This window comes from Pseudoalteromonas sp. SM9913 (assembly GCF_000184065.1).
GTDB classification, from domain to species: Bacteria; Pseudomonadota; Gammaproteobacteria; order Enterobacterales; family Alteromonadaceae; genus Pseudoalteromonas; species Pseudoalteromonas tetraodonis.
In genome coordinates this window covers 191,174-211,913 of record NC_014803.1, presented here as the reverse complement: position 1 = coordinate 211,913, position 20,740 = coordinate 191,174, and the positions used below count along the sequence as shown (strand labels likewise).

Sequence of the window (20,740 nt, the reverse complement as noted above, 5' to 3'; positions counted from 1 at the left end):
CTAAAAATGTAGCTAAGCATTGCTAGCTCTTCTAACTTACCTATACAGTAACTGAGTCTTTGTTAATCAATACTTAACGCAAATATATTTTTTCAATATCTAGGATAATAAAACTAGCTCATAAAAAATGTCGATGAACACAGGCTAGCTCAAAAAGCAAACAATCGCTTTAAACCCCACACGATCACTGGCTTTTATGGAGTTATGGTATCACCCGTTCATAGTTTGCTCTATGAATGAACGTCGCTGGGGTAAAAAATGACCTTTTATATTCATTTTAAAATGCAATAAACCATACTTAAGTACCGCAAAAAGTACGATAATTCTTATCATCTTCGGGCGGCGTTTGAAACTCAGTGGCCTGCGCATGGCTTGTGTAAGGGCTCGACATCACTTTGCTAAAACGACTGAGTAGCTCACTATCCCCATGCGTAGTGTACTGCGTAATAATATCTTCAATAATATGGTTACGTGGGATCACGCTCGGATTGGCTTGTCGCATCACTTGATAGCTGTGCTCATTAGTTCGTGTTTGCCATTGCTGTGCCCAAGAGGTAAGTGCTAATGGTATTTCAGCTTGCCCATTTAACGACTCAGTGAGTGCATTAAAAGTATTGGTATAATCAAGCTGGTGTTGTTTTAATAACCCTAGTAACTCCCCCACCAGCTCATTATCTTTATCATCAGCTATTGTTAGCCCTAACTTTTGTGCCCACATAGCGCTAAATTGCTGATTAAATTGCGTTGAAAAGCCCTCAATTAAAGGCGTCATCATTGCCACCGCTTGCTCGTCATCGTCACTGATCAGCGCTATTAGACTCTCTGCTAAGCGGGCACAGTTCCAACTTGCCATGTTTGGCTGATTACCAAACGCATAACGCCCTTGTTTATCAATAGAGCTAAACACGGTATCAAAATCAAACTGGTTCATCATGGCACATGGACCGTAATCTATGGTTTCACCACTAATTAAGGTGTTGTCGGTATTCATTACCCCATGAATAAACCCCACCCTCATCCAACTTACGACTAAGTTAACTTGATTGGTTATCACTGCGGCTAAAAAATCTAAATAACGCTGAGCGCCAGTGCTGTTAATCTCGGGATAGTGTCTTTGAATGGCTAAGTCGGCTAAGTTTTTTAGGCTAGTAACGTCACCTTGAGTGGCTAAATATTGAAACGAGCCCACCCGAATATGACTGCTGGCGAGTCGGGTTACAATAGCACCTGGTTGAGGTGGGTTGCGATAAACGGTTTCGCCACTGCCAACCACGGCTAAACAACGCGTTGTTGGAATGCCAAGCGCGTGCATAGCTTCGCTCATTACGTACTCACGAATAGCTGGACCTAATGCACAGCGGCCATCGCCTCCGCGCGAAAATGGCGTAGCACCAGCGCCTTTTAATTGCAGATCCCAAAGCTGATTTTTATCATCGCTAATCGCACCGAGCAAATGTGCCCTACCATCCCCTAGTCGCGGTGAAAAGTGACCAAACTGATGACCAGAATATCCCAGTGCCACCGCAGAAATCGCTTGGGGTTCATTACCGCTAAATATATTTGCTCGAGAATCGGCACTCACCTGTATATTAAATTGCTTAGCTAGGGGCTCATTCCATAACAATAACTGTGGCGCTGTCACCTTGGCTGGATGATCGCTAATTGCAAACCCCTCACCAATGTCGGTATACCTTGGCACTAATTTCATGTTTAATCCTATTGTTTTTGGCTGATACCTACGCGATTGTCACCTACACCATAAGCGACAATTAAGCTTAGCTCTTGCATGCTTAAGCCGCTTTGCTGCTGCAGTTCATTAAAGAATGCCTGCGCCGCACTTAGTGACTTTTTAGTTTGTAATCCGCCATCTATAATTTTATGGGCACGCAAATAGCTTTCTACGTCTCTTGAAAGTAAAAAAGTATCTTTTCCTAAGGCGCGCAGCGCATAAGGGCCGGTATTACCACCAAGCCTTGCACCATGCTTTTTTAAATACGCCCACAAGCCAATAATATCTTCACTTGGCCAGTTAGCAATAAACTCACTAAAGCTGCCGTATTGCTCTGCAACTTCGTGGATCATATACGCATTTTCAGTAATAGTTTTTACTTTTTTATAGTTGCGTACAATCCGCTCATCACTGGCTTTTTGCTCAAGCATATCCGGTGGCATCATCAATAGTTTTTCAACATTGAAATCCCAGAAAACCTCTCTAAATCCGGCCCACTTACTGTTGATCACCGACCAATAAAAACCACTTTGAAAAACTTTCCGAGTAAATTCTTCTAGCCAATCATCATCACTTAATGTGACGAGTTGCTTTGTTGATAAAGGTTTTGCGAGTAACAACTTAAGCATTTTTTCAGAGCCCTTTCGCTCTACCGCTCGCTTATAAATATCACTAAATTTTTCCATCTGCTTAATACCTTACTTCGACAATAGTACTAGTGTACGAGAAAAGCAGCTAATACGTAATAACTGTCAATCAGGATGAATCTATCTATATTTAGTCACTTGACACCTAGACGGCTAAAGTGGTTTAATCGCCACACTTACCCTATTACATTGTATTTGCTGATTGATTTTTCAATAGCAAGTGCAAAGGGCTGGAAGAGGTGCGTTATTCAGGTAGCGTATGTTAGGAGCGCAAACTCCATTGAGCATACGTGAGGGGAATTAACGCCGAGAGGTAACACTTTTTTGTGAAAGGTTGCTTCGGGCGACTAGGCTGAATCCTAGCGACTGTCACCAATAACATATTTGGTGGAGAGCTTCTGGTCTTAGTATAATAAGGCCGTGCGCCCTATTATTTAAGCCCATTCGCTCTTCGAATTATAAACACATTCAAAGAGTCAGGCATCCTAAATACCCGCCAAAAACTCGACGAATGCCCTATAAGTTCGTGAGAGATGATCAACAACTTCAATATTAACAATTTCCATTTATGGACTGCGCTGATCACCCCATTTGATCAAAATGGCCTAGTTGATTACGCAACCTTAGACACCTTGGTGGCCGAACAAGAAGCCGCTAACAATGGCATTTTACTGCTAGGTAGCACCGGCGAAGGGTTAGCCCTTACCCTCAAAGAACAGCAAGCCATCGTAGAGCATGTCTGCCAATTACAGCCGAGCGTCCCCCTTATGGTTGCGGTAGGCGGTAGTAACTTAAAGCAACAGCTTGAATGGGTTAATTACTGCAACCAGCTGCCTATCCATGGTTTTTTACTCGGCTCGCCTTTGTATGCCAAACCCGGTGCAGTGGGGCAAACGCATTGGTTTGAAAGCTTACTCAATGCCAGTTCTCATCCTTGTATGCTTTATAACGTACCAGGACGTAGTGCGGTTAGCATTCCCATTGCAACCATTGAAAACCTCAAACAACATAAAAATTTATGGGCACTGAAAGAAGCCAGTGGCTCTATCTCTCAATTTGAAGCCTATCGACAAGCAGCGCCTGAACTAGCCATTTTTAGTGGTGACGATGCCCTCATGCCTTATTTTGCCCAAGCAGGTGCAAAAGGTTTAGTGTCGGTTGCAGCCAATGCATGGCCAGTGCAAACCCATGAGTTTGTAAAGCGCAGTTTAAGCGGCCAACACCCTAATCTTTTTGTCCAGTGGTCTAGTGCTATCAATAGCTTATTTTCAGTAGCCAACCCTATCCCAGTCAAAGTGTTAATGCATTTACAAGGGCGTATTGGCAGTCCGTATTTACGCCCACCTTTAACACACCTTGAGCTGACACACACAGATGACATTTCATCGGCAAACAACACCATTTTATCTTGGCATTAAATACAGGTTTTTATAATGAACTGGTTAGAACTATTAAATAATTTAGAAACGGGCGCGGTTCGCGCAGCAACACAAGACGAAAACGGCCAATGGCACGCTAACGTAGAAGTAAAGCAAGGCATTTTAGAAGCCTTTAAAAACGGTCAAAACACCGAGTTTGCTGGCGGTTTTGTTGATAAACATAACTTAGCGCCGCAAAGCTTTGAAGCCACAGCAGGCGTTCGCATGGTACCCGGTGGTTCAAGTGTGCGCCGTGGTGCACATGTTGCCAAAGGCACTATTATTATGCCACCTGCGTACGTAAATATTGGTGCATTTATTGACGAGGGCACTATGGTAGATAGCCACGCGCTCGTAGGGTCGTGTGCTCAAGTAGGTAAAAATGTGCATTTAAGCGCAGCGGTACAATTAGGCGGAGTACTTGAGCCCATTGGTGCCAGCCCTGTGGTCATAGAAGACGATGCATTCATTGGTGCAGGCTGTGTGATTGTTGAAGGCGTGGTAGTTAAAAAAGGCGCGGTACTTGCCCCAGGTGTTCGCTTATCTGCAACCATCCCTGTTTATGACTGCGTAAATGAGCGCCAGCTTGATAAAGGCGAAGCAATCCCTGAATACGCGATTGTGATCCCTGGATCTCGCCCTGCGTCAAACGATTGGGCGCGCGAGCAAGGCTTAAGCATGTCGTGTGCGTTAATTGTTAAATACCGTGACGAGCAAAGTGATGCGTCATTATTGCTTGAAGAGGTTTTACGTTAATGACCTTTTTGAGCACGCCCGTTAAAACCGCTATTGATAAGCTAGCAACTGAGCTTGATACGCCCTTTTTTGTTTATGATCTTGATTCACTAAACACACATTTAACGCGTTTAGTGGCACAAACCGAGGTAAAACTCTGGTATGCAGTTAAAGCGAACCCGTTATCTAGCGTGATCCAACGCTTAAATAACGCTGGTTTTAACTTTGATGTCGCCAGTAAAGGCGAGCTTGAGCAAGTCCTTGCTCAAGGAATTAACAGTGAACGCGTGCTCAACACGGGGCCTGCAAAAAGCCCTAAACAAATTAAGCACTTTATTGCGCGTGGCGTGCGTACCTTTGTGGCCGAAAGTCTCAATCAGGTACGTTGGCTCAACGAACAAGCGATTGCTCAGCAGTGCCAGTTGCAGGTTTTATTAAGGGTACAATTACGCTGGCCTGAGGGTGATAAAAATCCTTTAGGGGGCGATAGTCTTACTCCATTTGGCTTAGGGTGCGACGAGTGGCAGACGCTAAATACCAGTGATTACTGTGCACTTAATTTTGACGGTCTGCATATTTTTCAGTGGGGCAACATGCTTAGCAGCGACAAACTCGCTGAGCTGTGGACACAAATGATTACGCCGTTAAGGCAACTTGCTGAGGATTTAAATATTAACCTCAAGGTGCTGGATTTAGGTGGTGGTTTAGGTATTCCCTATACGCTTGATACGCCCAGTCTAAGTTGGGATGCACTCATAGAGGCGCTTGCAAAAATTAAATGCGATGCGGGGGTTACTGAGCTATGGATGGAACTAGGTCGCTACGCTGTAGGCGAATGCGGCCACTACGCCACACCTGTTGTTGAGCGCAAACTAAATTACGGCCAACAACAGGTGATTATGAGCGGCGGCATTAATCATTTATTGCGCCCTGCGGTCACCAGTCAAGATTTCCCTGCGCGTTTATTACGAGATTCAAACGCAGCAAATCAAGCAATGAGCCTATACGGCCCCTTATGTACTGCACTTGATTGCTTAGGAGAGCACCAATTACCCAGTGATTTAAATGAGCAAGACTGGCTAGTATTTAGTCAATGCGGTGCCTACGGTTTTACCGAAAGTATGCCGTACTTTTTATGTCATGAACTGGCCGGTGAATATGTAATAGACAATGGCGTATTGAGTTGCGTGCGACAAGCAGAAGATGCAAGCCACTACTTGAGGTAAAAAAGATGAATAACACCATAGCTATAAGCCAAGAAAACATTGTAGTTGGCGAAGTCGCAAACGGACTACCACTGACTATTCCTGTGTATCGTTTAAAAGGCGATGGCACCGGCCCAAGTGTGTATGTACAAGCAAATATGCATGGCGCAGAAGTGCAAGGCAACGCGGTAATTTACCAATTACTTGAGCAACTAAAAACACTTAATTTAAAAGGTGATATTACCTTAGTTCCTTACGCTAACCCCATTGGCTGTAATCAAAAGTCGGGGGAATTTACCCTTGGCCGATTCGATCCCATTACGGGGACTAATTGGAATCGCATGTATCACTGCAATAATAAACTTGCGACCCAGTTTGCACAGCAGTTCAGCGATGCCGATGATAAGATTCTGAAAACAGCCTTTAAAGCCGCGTTAATTAATGACGTTGAGCAACAACTCAACGGCCCTGACTATCGTTTAACAACGGGGAAACGGATTGCGCTAAACTTACAAAAATTGGCGCATCAAGCAGATATAGTTTTAGATTTACACACCGGCCCTATTTCTAGTCAACACTTATATTGCCCTGAGTATGCGACCGATAGCGCGCGTTACTTTAATATTCCCCATGTGCTGGTTATTCCTAATGACTTTGATGGCGCAATGGATGAAGCAAGCTTTTGTCCATGGTGGCAGCTTAGTGAGCAACTTGCTCAGCAAGGGCGTGAATTTAACGTGCAAGTTGAAGCCTTTACGGTAGAGCTTGGCAGCCAAGAAAAAATCGATTTAAGCGCGGCACTAAACGATGCCAATAGTATTTTAAGTTATTTAAATCATAAGCAAGTATTTGTTGATGCCCCCTACAAGCCAAAATTGATGACAAGATATGGCTGCCAACTAAATGATTATATTGCTTATTACGCCCCCATGGGTGGCATGGTCGAATACCTAGCACCTCTTGGCGGGCATGTTAAAGCTGGAGAACCCATTGCTAAAATATTGCGCATGGAGCGCTATTTAAGCGAACAACCGCTGCAAACTCTAAGCTTTGATCTCGATGCAATTGCGATATTGCATTTTGCCTCAGCGAGTGTGAATCAAGGTACCGAGCTGTATAAATTTTTTACTAACGTCTTTGAGCTTTAGCTCACCCCTTCTCATTGCGTGAGAGTTAGCTAGTAAATAACTAGTTACACAGTAAAAGCGACTTAGGTCGCTTTTCTTTTTAAAGTATTAAAGTTCAGGACAAATTCACCATTTATGTGTTAAAAAGGCGCTATAATTAGCAAAATACTGACTTCCCTCACTTACAAAGGAATTATAATGAGTTGGCGCCATTGGATACTACTTTCTACATTACTTAGCACAACCGTTGTTGCTGAAGAAACAGCGAATAACGAGCAAAACAATGAACTTGAGCTGGTTAAACAATGTATTTTAAATGAAGTGATCGGTGGAGACGGTAAACAAACGCTCGATCAATTACGTAAAAAGTGTTCTGCCGTTGAAGAAAGCAAGCAGCTAACGGCTATCGACAAACGCCAAGCCCGTGAAGCGGTTGGTAAAAAAAATCGTAATGTAATTACCCCGCATAAACGTAATTATATTTTACCTGTTTCTTATATGTCGAACCCAAACACTCGCCCGTTTGATGGATTTGCAGAGTTAACCGATAAAAAAGATGGCGACCCACTTGATAACCTAGAAGCTAAATATCAGCTATCAATTAAAGTGCCTTTGTATGATGAGTTTACTGACTCAGACCAGGCGATATTTTTTGGCTTTACTTTGCAGTCATACTGGCAAGTATATAACGACGATATTTCTTCCCCTTTTCGTGAAACCAACTACGAGCCAGAAGTATTTTGGATTAATTACTTAGACCCTGAAAACGTTTTATGGGGCGATGAAATGGCAATAGCCATTGGTATTTCGCACCAATCTAATGGTCGTAGTCAGCCAAACTCGCGTTCTTGGAATCGCATTTATGCCGATTTCATTTGGGAAAAAGACGGCTTTGTATTTAGCTTTAAACCTTGGTATCGCATTCCTGAAAACAAAAAGCCTGCGCCGTTAGATGCACGAGGTGACGATAACCCAGATATCTATAAATACATGGGTTACTTTGAATTTGGTGGCGCGTATCGCTTTAACGATCATGAATTTAGTTTTATGACTCGCAATAATTTAAATTCAGATAACCGCGGGGCAATTCAGCTTGATTGGTCATTCCCATTATGGGGAAGAGTTCGCGGCTACGCACAATATTTTAATGGCTATGGCGAGAGCTTGATAGACTATAACACCGATATCGAACGCTTTGGTGTGGGTATATTACTGACAGATTTACTGTAAAAAATGCTTATAAAAAAAGCCAAGCAACTCGCTTGGCTTTTTCGTTTATTCTTATTATTTTTTAACCACAAACTGCCCTTCAAATTGAGCAACCACCTCGTCACCATCAAAAATGGTTACTGGTACTAAATAGCTCGCCTTACCCGCCTCTTGTAACTCCATTAAGTTACCTTTACAGGTTTGAATATTCACACAGCCCTTAGGGTCAGTATTCAGTGGCTTTAAATACTTAATGTTGGCATCTGCTAACACGATATTCCCTTCAAGCCCGGCTTCTTTTAATGCTAAATACGTTGCACCCCAACCCGTTAATGTAGCTAGGCTATAAATAGAGCCCGCAAACATGGTGTTGTGTAAATTTAAGTTAGCATTTAAATCTGCACGAGTAGTAAATTGCCAATCTGTGTAACTTTCTACTTTTATTCCCATAGCATCACTAATGGGGATTGATTCACGCCATGTGTTTTGCAGTACTTGAGTCCAATTAGGGTGGCGAAACCAACCTGGCTCACTCGGTTTGAGCTTAACCATTTTGTAATGCTGTACATCACCATAAGCCAAATGTGCTTTTTCTTTATTTTCATAGCCATGGCGCTGATAAAATTCCAGTGCTCGCTCACGAGCAAACAACACTAATTCATCAGCATCTTGATTCCACGCTATTTTTTCGAGTTCATGTAGTAAACGGCTACCAATATGTTGATTACGGTTACCCTCTGCAACCGCCATATAACGTACTTGAGCTTGTTGCTGATTATTAAAGTGCAAACGAGCCACACCCAATACTTCACCCGCTTTATTTTTAATGAAGCGATGCTCAGCCTCTTGCTCTAAATCGTCTTGCTCAGAGCCCCGAGGTTCGCCCCATGGGGCACGTAAAACCTGCCAGCGTAATTGGTAATAGGCTTGCCAGTCTTCACTACTTTGTGGGGTGCTCACTTGAAACATACATACTCCATAAATTAAAAATGTAAAATATTACGCTGTGCATTTTGTGAAAAACACCATACTCGATCTGGATAAAACTGCAAATAAGACTTTGGTGCTGAGAAAACAGCTGTAAAAAATTAATGACAAAAGCCGTTGCGATTTACCTCTGCTGGTTTATGCTCAATAGCATGAATAAATATATCCATTGCAGTAGTGGCCTGATCAGCCAACATTTTATTGAGCATAGTTCATCGCTAGGCCAGTTACTTTATTGGCATAATCAGCATGGTGAGCACATACAAGTAAGAGAGTATCAACAACTTCGCTGGCTACTCATTAATAACACCTTGCAGTCTGTTATTTTAAAAGCAAAACCACATGCATTACTGTTTCCACACCTTGCTTATTTAGCAACGGTTTGGCAACAGCTACCTACACCTAAAAAAGTACTCGAACTGGGGTTAGGTGGCGGTGCCATTCGTAATTACTTATTAGAACAGTATCCTCAAGTGCAGGTTACTTCAGTAGAGAAAAGCCCCCATATTATTGACTGTTATCAACAATTTTTTGCCCCTAGTGAACAACAACAGATTCATTGCGAGGATGCGCAAACAATTTTAAAATCAGCAGAGCATATGGACTGGGTCATTTTAGATTTATTTAGTGAATTAGACGCCCCGCGATTTTTATTTGATTCATGCTTTTATCAAACAATTTATGATGCACTTGATCAACAGGGCATCTTATTTATTAACTTTTTATCGCAGCACTCATCACAACTCACTCAGTTACAACATGTACTACTGACTGTATTTGGGAAGGCTATTAGTATTCAAAAAATTACCGGCTTTGTTAATCATATTGTGATTGTAAAAAAAGCACGTTAAGCGGTTAAATTAAAGGTAACCGGCCCATCGTTACATAAACTCACCTGCATATCGGCTGCAAATTCACCGGTCGCGACCTTAATACCGAGTAATTTAGCCTGCTCTACAAAGTAATTATATAGCGCTTGCGCTTGGTCTGGTGTAGCTGCCGATGAAAAGCTAGGCCGCATGCCTTTTTTTGTATTGGCTGCGAGCGTAAATTGCGATACGACTAACAGTTCGCCTTGTATGTCTTTAAGGCTGAGATTCATTTTATCGTTTTCGTCATTAAAAATACGGTAATTGGTGACTTTGTGTAATAGTTTATCAGCGCTGCTTTCATCATCTTCTTTTTCCACCCCCAGCAATAATAAAATGCCTTGTTTAATTTCACCGACAAGCTGTTGGTCTATCACCACATTAGCATGTGTTACTCGTTGAATTAATCCCTGCATTTACTCTGTATCCTCTGCTTGTTGATCTTTTTTATTGTAATGCTGCATGTTAATACACACAGTGAATTCAGCGCCTAGTAGCACCACGACCCACGACAAGTAAACCCATACAAACAAAATGGGAATGGTTGCTACCGCACCATAAATCACTTCGTATGATGGAAAATGGCTAATGTACAAAGCAAAGCCTTTTTTGGTTAGCTCAAATAACATGGCAGCAAATAGCGCACCGGGAACGGCCGCCTTAAACGAAACGCGAGTATTGGGCACTAAGGTGTAAAGCATAATAAAACCAGCCATAGAAATCGCATAAGGGAGTAGCTTTAACAAGAAGCCACTAAACCCTGGGATCCCCTGATCGGCAAACGATACCAACGACACAATATATGAGGTGACACCGATACTGGCGCCCAGTAATACGGGCCCTAAGCTGAGTACCATCCAATATACGGCAAACGATATCATCATCGGGCGTTTTTTCTTTACTCGCCAAATACGGTTTAGCGTGGCATCTACATTACGAATAAGTAGCAAGGCAATGGCTGCTAAAAAGCCAATACCTACTGCCGTCATTTGATTGGCATTACTAGCAAACGAGCTAATATGCTCTTTAATAACACCAGAAGAGGTCGGCACAAAGTTAGTAAACAAAAAGCTCTCAATGGCTAAACGGGTCGACTCAAACCCTGGAAAAGCAGAAAATATTGCCACACCTACAGCAATAAGTGGGACTAACGAAAGTAAAGTAACGTACGCTAAATACCCTGCATTAATGGTTATTTGATCGTCAATACAGCGATTAAAATATTGCATCCACCAGCCTGGTTGCAGTTTTAAAAACGCCTTAACTTGCTGTTTATAATGGGAGAGCTTATCATTCATACAATTAACTTTGTTGGTGAGCTTTTGATTATAATAACAATCAAGGCCATAATTTACAGCATTAACACTCGTAAATAGGAATTCAGATGAAAAAACAAACATTTTTAGGGACAACCATACTTGCGTTAATGCTGATGCTCTCTGGTTGTCAGTCTGCTTATTATTCGGCAATGGAAAAAGTAGGTGTTCATAAGCGTGATATTTTGATTGACCGCGTTGAAGAAACAAAAGACTCACAACAAGAGTCTCAACAAGAATTTCAATCAGCACTTGAGCGTTTAACTACACTCATTAATTTTGATGGCGGTGAGTTGCAAGATGCTTACAATCAACTTAATGACGATTACGAGTCAAGCCTTCAAGCGGCAAACGAAGTATCAAGTAATATTAATAAAGTTGAAGACGTAGCAGAAGCTTTATTTGATGAGTGGAATGATGAGTTAGAGCAATACAAAAGTGCCTCACTTAAGCGTGAAAGCAGCAAAAAGTTAGCAGCAACACAACGTCAATTCGACCAGTTACTTCGCTCAATGCGCAGCGCCGAGAGTAAAATGGAGCCGGTATTATCATCTTTAAAAGACAACGTATTGTACTTAAAGCATAACTTAAATGCGCAAGCGGTAGCGGCTATCAAAGGTGAATTTACTAACTTAAAGCGCGATATTCAGTTATTAATGAATGATATGAACAAATCGATTGAAGACTCAAATAAATTTATTGAGCAAATGAATAAATCCTAAATATTTAACCTATTAAACTGAGCCCGCTAAAAATAGCGGGCTTTTTTATACACACTTTTTGTTACTTTTTTGTCCTTTTTTAGCAAACTGCTTTTGTTACACTTTCAGTAAGATAAAAATAACAACTAAAAATGAATTATGAAAATACATACACTTAGCTTAATCATCGCCTCCAGTGTGCTCGTTGCATGCAGCACTGCGAATAATATTGAGGTTATTGCTGGCCCTAATACCGTTATTCCACTTCATCAACAAGGTGAGCAAGCTGGGCGCTACCACAACCTCTACCCAGGCAAAAAAAGTTATCCTGTTAGCTGTGAAACTGATTGCTACCCAAAAAACAATAACTTAGTTTGTGAAACAGAGGCTGAAAACTGCCAATATCAAGGTCAGCAAAAAAATCCGCAGGTTAATGCGGGCTTTACTATTCGTTGGCTCGGACACGCAGGCTTTGTGATCAAAACCCCGAATGGCCAACAAGTTGTGTTTGATCCCGTAAAAGAGCAATTTGACTCGCCTATTGATTTAGCTTTTCGCCTTACTTCAGGATTTTATCGCAAGCCTGGCGACTGGCTCACAGACAATGAATTGAAAAACTTAGTCGCCGTTATGTATTCTCACATTCACTACGATCATTTCAATAAAGCCGATATTGAAGAAATTGGTAATCAGCCTCGCTACCTAACCCCCCTTGGTATGGCTGATAACTTTCCAACAGGTGGCTTTAACATTAGTGAAATGGCATGGTATGCAAAAACTAAAATTGATGATTTAACCATTCATGCGCTACCTGCGCATCATTTTAGTAGTCGTGTTTTAGTGCCTTTTATTTATGAAGATAACAATAAAGACCTATGGAATGGCTGGTTACTTGAGCAAAGTGGCAGCACTTTATTTTTTGCAGGCGACACTGGTTATTCAAAACACTTTAACGATATACAGCAAAAATATGGCGATATCGATGTGTGCTTAATGCCTATTGCCTCTTATTACCATAAAGAGAACGGCAACTGGTACCGTTATGTACATACCACTCCTGAGGATGCATTAACCGCAGCACAAGCGCTTAACTGTAAAGTAATGATACCGTGGGGCTATGGTAACTCAAGTTGGAAGATGGGCGATCACAGCAGCCACTCTGCACTACTGCGCTTATTGCATATGCATAAAAAAATGAACTCGAAGATACCTCTGTATATTTTAAATGAAGGTGAAAGCATCCAGCTTTAATTAGTCATTTACGCAAAATACGTTTACATAATTAGTAATAACCCCCTCACTGAACTATCTTTAATTAACTAAACAGTCAGGGGGTTTTATGTTTCTTGTGCGACTCATTTACGCCAGTAAAATAAGTAGTGGTTTTGGGCCTGAAGATATAGAAAATATTTTACAAAGTGCGCGAACCTACAATGTAAAAACAAATGTCACCGGCATGTTATGTTTTAGTAATGAGTACTTTTTACAATGCCTTGAAGGCTCCAGAACCGCTGTTAATAATACCTATCAACAAATATTAAATGACAAACGCCACCACAATGTAATTATGCTCAACTATACCCAAATTCCCGAAAGAGAGTTTGAAACATGGTCAATGGGCTATGTGCCGCAATCACAGCTAACCGAATTACTTAATCTAAAATACTCGGGTAACATTGACTTTAACCCTTTTAAAATGTCGGGTGAAAGCGCGCATTTATTAATGTTGGCATTAAAAACAAGCATAACTGGGGCAATAAGTTAATATAATAAATACAACTATGAGATTGTTTTTAATTGCTATTTAAGCCAAGCTAAATCATCTTTAATTGATGAGCTTATTAATGAAAAAAACACTACTCGCTTTTAGTTTACTTTTCACCCAACCACTTATGGCTATTGAAGTTAGTTATACATCAACAGCTATTATTATTGATGGTGTCTCTGAAAGTACATGGGATAGCGCCACATGGCATCCTATGCCGCACCTAATGGATGGCGCACTTCCCTCATCAGATGCCGATTTTAAAGGCCGCTACCGTCTTCTATGGGATGAAAACTACTTGTATTTACAAGCAGATATTAGTGACGATGTGCTGATTGATACTCACCCAAATCCAACTGATAAATACTGGGATGATGATGCCTTAGAAGTGTTTATAGATAGTGACGCATCGGGCGGGAATCATCAGTTTAATCATACCGCGTTTGCTTATCACATTGGTCTTGATAACCAAGCAGCCGATTATGGCCCTGATAAAAAAGCGCATTTATATACCGACCACTTAGTTAGTAGCTGGAAGCGTAATACCACTGCGCCCTATAACATCACGTGGGAAGTGGCGATAAAACTCTACCCGAATGATTATCAACAAGGCGCACAAAACACTCCGCTTAAATTAACTGAAAAACACGTTATTGGCTTTATGCTCGCATATTGCGATAACGACGGCAGTAAAGTTCGTGAGCACTTTATGGGCTCACACGAAGTAAAGCCAGTGAACGGTGACAGAAACCGTGGATTTATAGATGCAGATGTATTTGGGAAAATCACCTTGCTACCGAAAGTAAGTAATCACTAACTAATAATTGATAACGAAGGTTGGGTTGAGCTAAGCGAAACCCAACAAAAATACCCTATTAACAAAAACAGAGACTTTGCAATATAGATTATTTAATTCTCAAGCACGTTTTTCCTTATATAAAGAGCGCTGCGCCCTAATAAAGCTAATTTCAGCCACCCTTTTGCTCATGATTAATAATTTTAAGAAGCAAATCAATTCTGCGATTTGTTTTTTTGGTCTGCTCCCTAATCATTCCCTGCACCACAGCTGAAGCAAGGAAAATAAAACATATTATTTGAAATATTTCAGTTTCAATATCATAGAAGCTATTAGCAATTGATAACAAAATAAAGGGTAAAAAGATTGATATGAGATCTTTCAAGCCCCAATCATTTTTTCCTAACGTTTCAAATTCATCTTTATATTTTTGCAGTTCAGCAATATGTTCTATCTCTAGTTTTGCCATAATTTCATTTTCGGTATTCACACTAGCTCACACGCACATAGTAAATATAGCTTTGATAATAACTTAATACCTCTTTTAGGTTCAATATTAAAAACTGTTTAACAGTATCGAACCAACTGCGATGCTTTAACCTGTGGACTTACGCTCTTCTCTGGCTAACTATTATCCACAAAAAAGCCGCTGTATTTTGCAATACAGCGGCTTTTAAAATCATGATTCTAAATTAATAGATTATGACTTTGGCGCACGACCCGCACGTTTACGCTCATTTTCAGTTAAATGACGTTTACGAATACGAATGTTCTCAGGTGTAACTTCTACTAACTCATCATCAGCAATAAACTCAAGCGCTTGCTCAAGTGAATAGTTAAGAGCTGGTGTTAGTGTTTGTGCTTCATCGGTACCAGATGCACGAACGTTAGTAAGTTGCTTACCTTTAAGCGCATTAACTGTAAGGTCGTTATCACGGCTATGAATACCGATAACCATACCTTCGTATACTTCAACACCGTGACCGATGAATAAACGGCCGCGCTCTTGTAAGTTAAATAATGCGTTAGTTAGTGCTTTACCTGTTGCATTTGCAATCATTACACCGTTCTTACGAACACCTAGCTCGCCACCTTTGTGCGGACCGTAGTGATCGAACGTATGGTAAAGTAAACCAGAACCCGATGTTAACGTCATGAACTCAGTTTGGAAACCGATTAAACCACGGCTTGGGATCATAAAGTCCAAACGCATACGGCCTTTACCATCTGGGGCCATATCAGTAAGCTCACCCTTACGAAGACCAATTTGTTCCATGATAGAACCCTGGTGCTCTTCTTGACAGTCAATTGTTAGTGTTTCATACGGTTCTTCTAACACACCATCAACAGTACGTAAGATAACTTCTGGACGAGATACCGCTAACTCGTAACCTTCACGACGCATGTTCTCGATTAAGATACCTAAGTGTAATTCACCACGACCCGATACACGGAAGCTATCTGGGTTATCAGTGTCTGCAACGCGAAGTGCAACGTTGTGTACTAATTCTTTGTCTAAACGCTCACGGATATTACGTGATGTTACAAACTTACCTTCTTTACCACAGAAAGGTGAGTTATTTACAGAGAACGTCATCGTTACTGTTGGCTCATCAACACTTAGTGGAGGTAATGCTTCAACGTTGTTAGGACAACAAAGCGTATCTGAAATCTTAAGCTCGCCAAGACCCGTTACCGTTACGATGTTACCAGCGTAAGCTTTGTCAGTGTCAATACGCTCAAGACCTAAGTAGCTTTGTACTGAACCAATTTTACCGTTACGTTTAGACCCGTCAGCGCTAATAACCGTAACTTGTTGGTTAGGTACAACTGAACCGCGTTTGATACGACCAATGCCAATTACACCTTTATAAGAGTTGTAATCAAGCTGTGAAATCTGCATTTGGAAGTCACCTTCAGGATCTGCATCCGGTGGTGATACTTCGTCAACGATCATCTTGAACATAGGTTCCATGTTATCAGATGCTTCGTCTAAATCTAATGTAGCCCAACCATTGATTGCTGATGCGTAGATTACTTTAAAGTCTAACTGTTCATCAGTTGCGCCTAGGTTGTCGAATAAATCAAAGATTTGATCCATAACCCAATCAGGGCGAGCACCTGGCTTATCAATTTTATTGATAACAACGATTGGCTTTAAGCCTTGCGCGAATGCCTTTTGCGTTACGAAACGCGTTTGTGGCATTGGACCTTCCTGAGCATCAACAAGTAGTAATACTGAGTCAGCCATCGAAAGTACGCGTTCAACTTCACCACCGAAGTCGGCGTGTCCAGGAGTATCTACGATATTGATATGGTAATCATTCCAAGAGATAGCGGTGTTTTTCGCTAAAATGGTAATACCACGTTCTTTTTCAATGTCGTTTGAATCCATCACGCGCTCTTCATTACCGCCGCGTGTTTCTAATGTACCTGATTGCTCAAGTAGTTTATCAACCAGTGTTGTTTTACCGTGGTCAACGTGGGCGATAATTGCTATATTTCTTAACTTTTCGATGCTCATATATTCACTCAGAGAAATTGAATCTCATTGATCCTGCAGGGGCTATACGTTCTCACCTGCGCTTTCACGAGATGTCCCAGCATAGGATTTAAAAGGGCGCATATTATCCCCTATAAATGGAATGGATGAAAGTTTATCCAAAATAAAATTTCAAACTTTCTCAATAAAATAATTAACCCATTGTTTTAAAATAATTAATTATGATAATTAATTTTTAGATATTTATATAAAAAGATGGTTTTGGGTTAATTTAAAGCAACTTTACTGCGTATTTTGCATTTTCTTTGTGCTAGTCTAAGGTGATTAATTTACAAGCAATTATTGCTTTGTAAATATTGCACCATTTTGGAAAAATTACGCACTAAGATGGTGCTTAATCTATATCACCTTTATTTTATTTATATTTTTTTACATAAAAAACAAATAATTATAATAGTGGCACAAAATCAGCTTATAAGTATTCAACGTATCTAAGCAGCAATAATAAAACCCAATAGTTGGAGGACACATGTCACAATCGGTTTTAGATTTTATTAAAGAAAATGACGTTAAGTTCATTGATTTACGCTTTACTGACACAAAAGGTAAAGAGCAACATGTTTCTATTCCTCATCATCAAGTTGATGAAGACTTTTTCGAAGATGGAAAGATGTTTGACGGTTCTTCAATTGCTGGCTGGAAAGGCATCAACGAATCAGACATGGTGTTACTACCAGATGCAGATTCAATTAAACTTGACCCTTTCACAGAAGAAACAACACTAATCGTTCGTTGTGACGTGGTTGAACCTTCTACATTACAAGGTTACGAACGCGACCCTCGCTCAGTTGCTAAGCGCGCTGAAGAGTACATGCGCTCTACGGGTATTGCTGACACTGTTTTATTTGGCCCAGAACCAGAGTTTTTCGTATTTGACGATGTTAAATACAAATCTGACATGTCAGGTTCAATGTATAAAATTGATTCTAAGCAAGCAGCTTGGAACTCAGATAAAGAATATGCAGATGGCAATACAGGCCATCGCCCAGGTGTTAAAGGCGGTTACTTCCCAGTTGCACCTGTTGATGATTTCCAAGATTGGCGTTCTGCAACGTGCCTAGTTTTAGAAGAAATGGGTCAAGTTGTTGAAGCGCATCACCACGAAGTGGCGACTGCCGGTCAAAACGAGATCGCAACGCGTTTTAATACTATGGTGTTAAAGGCCGATGAAATCCAAGAAATGAAATATGTTATCCACAACATGGCTCACCTTTACGGTAAAACGGCAACATTTATGCCTAAGCCGGTTGTTGGTGATAACGGTTCTGGTATGCACTGTCACCAGTCTTTAGCAAAAGATGGCGTAAACTTATTCGCAGGTGATAAATACGGCGGACTTTCTGAAGATGCACTTTACTACATTGGCGGTATCATCAAACATGCTAAAGCGATCAACGCTTTTGCTAACGCGTCAACTAACTCGTACAAACGTTTAGTACCTGGTTTTGAAGCTCCGGTAATGCTTGCATACTCGGCTCGTAACCGTTCGGCGTCAATCCGTATTCCAGTTGTGCCATCTGCAAAAGGTCGTCGTATCGAAGTACGCTTCCCAGATCCAACAGCTAACCCATACCTTGCTTTCTCAGCAATGCTTATGGCTGGCCTTGACGGAATTAAAAACAAGATCCACCCTGGCGATGCTATGGACAAGGATTTATACGACTTACCAGCTGAAGAAGCGGCAGAAATTCCAACAGTAGCCTCATCATTAGATGAAGCACTAGCTGCACTTGATTCAGACCGTGAATTCTTAAACCAAGGTGGTGTATTCACCAATGACCTAATCGATGCTTACATCGCACTTAAGTCAAAAGAAGTTGAAAAACTTAACATGACAACTCACCCTGTTGAGTTCGAAATGTACTACAGCTGTTAATTTATTAACCGATAAATAATGTGTGTTTTAAGCCCGCTTTGCGGGCTTTTTTTATGGTAAATTTAACGGTTCTACACTAAAGTGAAGTTAGTTTAAACAATGCAGGATAGCTGGATGGTAGGTAAGATTTTGTTGCTATTAATAGCTTTAATGTTAAGCCTTAATAGCCATGCGAGCGATAAAAAAATTTACGCATGGAAAGACAAAAATGGGGTGTTGGTTTTTTCAGATACTCCTCAGCCTGGCGCTAAAGAGGTTAAACTCACGAGCCAACATCTCAGCATGCCCGCTACAAACACCGATATTCTTGATACTGCTCCTACTAAAACAGCAGTAAAGTTTAGTATTAGTATTTCATCGCCTGAACCAAACCAAACTATCAGGGAAAACACCGGCTCTGTGTATGTCTCTACCCGTATTGCCCCTCGATTTGAAGCTGGATTTACCATTGGTTTATTTTTAAATGGCGTTGCCATTGGTGAACCTAGTGACACCACTACACTGGCGTTAAGAGATGTGGAGCGAGGCCAACACACACTGCAAGTTAAACTTTATAATAAACAAAATCAGGTAATTGCAACCAGTCCTGACAGTGTATTTTTTATGCACCGTAAAGGCCTTAACATAGGTCGATAATTACAATTAAGTACGCGTGTTTAGCGTATATTTTCTAAAAACCTTGCCTACCTTCCCAGGCGCACTAAAATGGTGCAATGATGATTAATAAAACACATTTTAGCCCAGAGCTACTGAATATAATTTGGCAAAACCAAACAACCGCCCTGATGTTACTTGATGAAAGCTTTCAGCTTATTTACGCTAACACCAGTGCCAGTGAATTACTTGGCTTAGGCGAAAAACGTTTGCTAGGACAAGCATTCGACGATTTATTTAACTACCATTCTATCGACTTAAAACGCATTGCACAGTACTCGTTAGTTGATGGTGTAGACTGCCACCAGCACAGGGCTGACGTGGTGTTTATCGATTCTCGCCATGCAAAATTAGCGGTGAGTACTCGGCGAATAAAACATAACGACACCTATTATATTTTATTTGAATGTCGACAAACCGATGACGAAATAAAACATGACCAAGTCTCAAATCAAATGCATCAATACCAAGCTGCACGTAACTTAATTCGCGGTTTAGCCCATGAAATTAAAAACCCGCTGGGTGGAATTCGCGGGGCGGCGCAATTATTGCAGTATGAGGGTGATCAACAAGAAAGAGATCAATGTGCAGAACTGATAATTGAACAAGCCGATCGGTTGCGTGAATTAGTTGATAGACTCCTTGGGCCTAACCAACTACCGCAAAAATCGTATGGCAATATACATCAAACATTAGAGTCGGTTGTTAAACTCAGTACGTTAGATAACAACCGCGATATTCGGTTAGTTAAAGACTACGACCCGAGTATTCCTGATGTCTATATTGATCAGAGCAAGGTTCAACAAGTGGTGCTTAATATTGTGCGTAATGCGCAACAGGCATTGGTGGATGGTGGCGAAATAAAAATAAAAACACGGATTAATTATCAGCATCGTCGCCCGGGAAAAGCCCCTAAAAAGGCATTGCTTATTCAAGTAATGGATAACGGCCCAGGTATTGATGCTAATTTACGCGACACCTTATTTTACCCTATGACCACTAATAAAGAAGGTGGCTCGGGACTTGGATTATCTATAGCGCAAACCTTGATTGATCAACATGATGGCTATATCGAATGCGATAGTTGGCCAGGACATACTGAATTTAATATTTATCTGCCATTTACAGATTAATACTTTGGAG

The 20,740-nt window shown here is 41.0% G+C and carries 20 protein-coding genes and 1 riboswitch; of the genes, 13 read left to right on the top strand and 7 right to left on the bottom strand.

Going from position 1 to position 20,740, the window contains the following annotated elements; translation table 11 throughout:
* Positions 1 to 298: 298 nt before the first annotated feature.
* On the bottom strand, positions 299 to 1,708 hold the full coding sequence (locus PSM_RS01020) for a protein adenylyltransferase SelO (RefSeq protein ID WP_013463813.1): 1,410 nt from the start codon (positions 1,706 to 1,708) through the stop codon (positions 299 to 301).
* Positions 1,709 to 1,716: 8 nt separating this feature from the next.
* A complete protein-coding gene (locus tag PSM_RS01015; protein WP_013463812.1) occupies positions 1,717 to 2,415 on the bottom strand; it encodes a DNA-3-methyladenine glycosylase I in 699 nt (232 codons plus the stop codon).
* Positions 2,416 to 2,602: 187 nt separating this feature from the next.
* A riboswitch (Lysine riboswitch) is annotated at positions 2,603 to 2,782 on the top strand.
* 127 nt (positions 2,783 to 2,909) lie between these two features.
* On the opposite strand from PSM_RS01015, the gene dapA reads away from it, so the two are divergent.
* The 5 genes from dapA (at position 2,910) to PSM_RS00990 (ending at position 8,091) form a co-directional block, all read left to right on the top strand.
* Positions 2,910 to 3,794, top strand: a complete 885-nt coding sequence (gene dapA / locus PSM_RS01010; RefSeq protein WP_013463811.1) for a 4-hydroxy-tetrahydrodipicolinate synthase — start codon at positions 2,910 to 2,912, stop codon at positions 3,792 to 3,794.
* A 15-nt stretch (positions 3,795 to 3,809) separates the two neighbouring features.
* The gene (locus PSM_RS01005; RefSeq protein ID WP_013463810.1) at positions 3,810 to 4,550 is read left to right on the top strand and encodes a 2,3,4,5-tetrahydropyridine-2,6-dicarboxylate N-succinyltransferase; all 741 of its coding nucleotides are present in this window, start codon (positions 3,810 to 3,812) and stop codon (positions 4,548 to 4,550) included.
* Positions 4,550 to 5,755, top strand: coding sequence for a PLP-dependent decarboxylase (locus PSM_RS01000; RefSeq protein WP_013463809.1), 1,206 nt, complete (start codon positions 4,550 to 4,552; stop codon positions 5,753 to 5,755). The genes PSM_RS01005 and PSM_RS01000 overlap by 1 nt, the downstream gene beginning before the upstream one ends.
* Before the next feature lie 5 nt (positions 5,756 to 5,760).
* Positions 5,761 to 6,882, top strand: coding sequence for a succinylglutamate desuccinylase/aspartoacylase family protein (locus tag PSM_RS00995; protein ID WP_013463808.1), 1,122 nt, complete (start codon positions 5,761 to 5,763; stop codon positions 6,880 to 6,882).
* Positions 6,883 to 7,059: 177 nt separating this feature from the next.
* Positions 7,060 to 8,091: a phospholipase A gene (locus tag PSM_RS00990; protein WP_013463807.1), complete on the top strand. Its 1,032-nt coding sequence runs from the start codon at positions 7,060 to 7,062 to the stop codon at positions 8,089 to 8,091.
* Positions 8,092 to 8,145: 54 nt separating this feature from the next.
* Here PSM_RS00990 and PSM_RS00985 read toward each other — a convergent pair whose 3' ends face one another.
* The gene (locus PSM_RS00985; protein WP_013463806.1) at positions 8,146 to 9,039 is read right to left on the bottom strand and encodes a bifunctional GNAT family N-acetyltransferase/hotdog fold thioesterase; all 894 of its coding nucleotides are present in this window, start codon (positions 9,037 to 9,039) and stop codon (positions 8,146 to 8,148) included.
* Positions 9,040 to 9,161: 122 nt separating this feature from the next.
* Between PSM_RS00985 and PSM_RS00980 the strand changes: the two genes are divergently transcribed.
* A complete protein-coding gene (locus tag PSM_RS00980) occupies positions 9,162 to 9,908 on the top strand; it encodes a spermidine synthase (protein ID WP_013463805.1) in 747 nt (248 codons plus the stop codon).
* Here PSM_RS00980 and dtd read toward each other — a convergent pair.
* Both dtd and PSM_RS00970 read right to left on the bottom strand, forming a co-directional pair.
* Positions 9,905 to 10,342 (bottom strand): D-aminoacyl-tRNA deacylase, encoded by a 438-nt coding sequence (dtd, locus tag PSM_RS00975; protein ID WP_013463804.1) that lies wholly within the window; start codon positions 10,340 to 10,342, stop codon positions 9,905 to 9,907. The two genes, PSM_RS00980 and dtd, sit on opposite strands and share 4 nt — an antisense overlap.
* Positions 10,343 to 11,224 (bottom strand): virulence factor BrkB family protein, encoded by an 882-nt coding sequence (locus PSM_RS00970; RefSeq protein WP_013463803.1) that lies wholly within the window; start codon positions 11,222 to 11,224, stop codon positions 10,343 to 10,345.
* A gap of 86 nt (positions 11,225 to 11,310) precedes the next feature.
* Here PSM_RS00970 and PSM_RS00965 point away from each other — a divergent pair, with 86 nt between their 5' ends.
* The 4 genes from PSM_RS00965 (at position 11,311) to PSM_RS00950 (ending at position 14,525) form a co-directional block, all read left to right on the top strand.
* Entirely contained in the window at positions 11,311 to 11,964 is a 654-nt protein-coding gene (locus PSM_RS00965; protein ID WP_013463802.1) for a DUF2959 domain-containing protein, read from the top strand.
* Between the two features lie 138 nt (positions 11,965 to 12,102).
* Complete coding sequence (locus PSM_RS00960) at positions 12,103 to 13,194, top strand: MBL fold metallo-hydrolase (RefSeq protein ID WP_013463801.1); 1,092 nt, start codon at positions 12,103 to 12,105, stop codon at positions 13,192 to 13,194.
* 88 nt (positions 13,195 to 13,282) lie between these two features.
* A complete protein-coding gene (locus tag PSM_RS00955; RefSeq protein ID WP_016900061.1) occupies positions 13,283 to 13,708 on the top strand; it encodes a BLUF domain-containing protein in 426 nt (141 codons plus the stop codon).
* Between the two features lie 79 nt (positions 13,709 to 13,787).
* Entirely contained in the window at positions 13,788 to 14,525 is a 738-nt protein-coding gene (locus PSM_RS00950; RefSeq protein ID WP_029609984.1) for a CBM9 family sugar-binding protein, read from the top strand.
* A 151-nt stretch (positions 14,526 to 14,676) separates the two neighbouring features.
* Here the strand turns inward: PSM_RS00950 and PSM_RS00945 are convergent, their stop codons facing one another.
* Positions 14,677 to 14,994 carry a hypothetical protein gene (locus tag PSM_RS00945; RefSeq protein WP_016900062.1) on the bottom strand — a complete coding sequence of 106 codons (318 nt, stop codon included), beginning with the start codon at positions 14,992 to 14,994 and terminating at the stop codon, positions 14,677 to 14,679.
* 210 nt (positions 14,995 to 15,204) lie between these two features.
* Entirely contained in the window at positions 15,205 to 17,028 is a 1,824-nt protein-coding gene (gene typA, locus PSM_RS00940; protein ID WP_013463797.1) for a translational GTPase TypA, read from the bottom strand.
* A 508-nt stretch (positions 17,029 to 17,536) separates the two neighbouring features.
* Between typA and glnA the strand changes: the two genes are divergently transcribed.
* The 3 genes from glnA to glnL all read left to right on the top strand — a co-directional run bounded on the left by glnA (position 17,537) and on the right by glnL (position 20,730).
* Entirely contained in the window at positions 17,537 to 18,943 is a 1,407-nt protein-coding gene (glnA, locus tag PSM_RS00935; protein ID WP_013463795.1) for a glutamate--ammonia ligase, read from the top strand.
* Positions 18,944 to 19,057: 114 nt separating this feature from the next.
* Positions 19,058 to 19,579 carry a DUF4124 domain-containing protein gene (locus PSM_RS00930; protein WP_013463794.1) on the top strand — a complete coding sequence of 174 codons (522 nt, stop codon included), beginning with the start codon at positions 19,058 to 19,060 and terminating at the stop codon, positions 19,577 to 19,579.
* Positions 19,580 to 19,659: 80 nt separating this feature from the next.
* Complete coding sequence (gene glnL, locus PSM_RS00925; RefSeq protein WP_013463793.1) at positions 19,660 to 20,730, top strand: nitrogen regulation protein NR(II); 1,071 nt, start codon at positions 19,660 to 19,662, stop codon at positions 20,728 to 20,730.
* Positions 20,731 to 20,740: the final 10 nt, after the last annotated feature.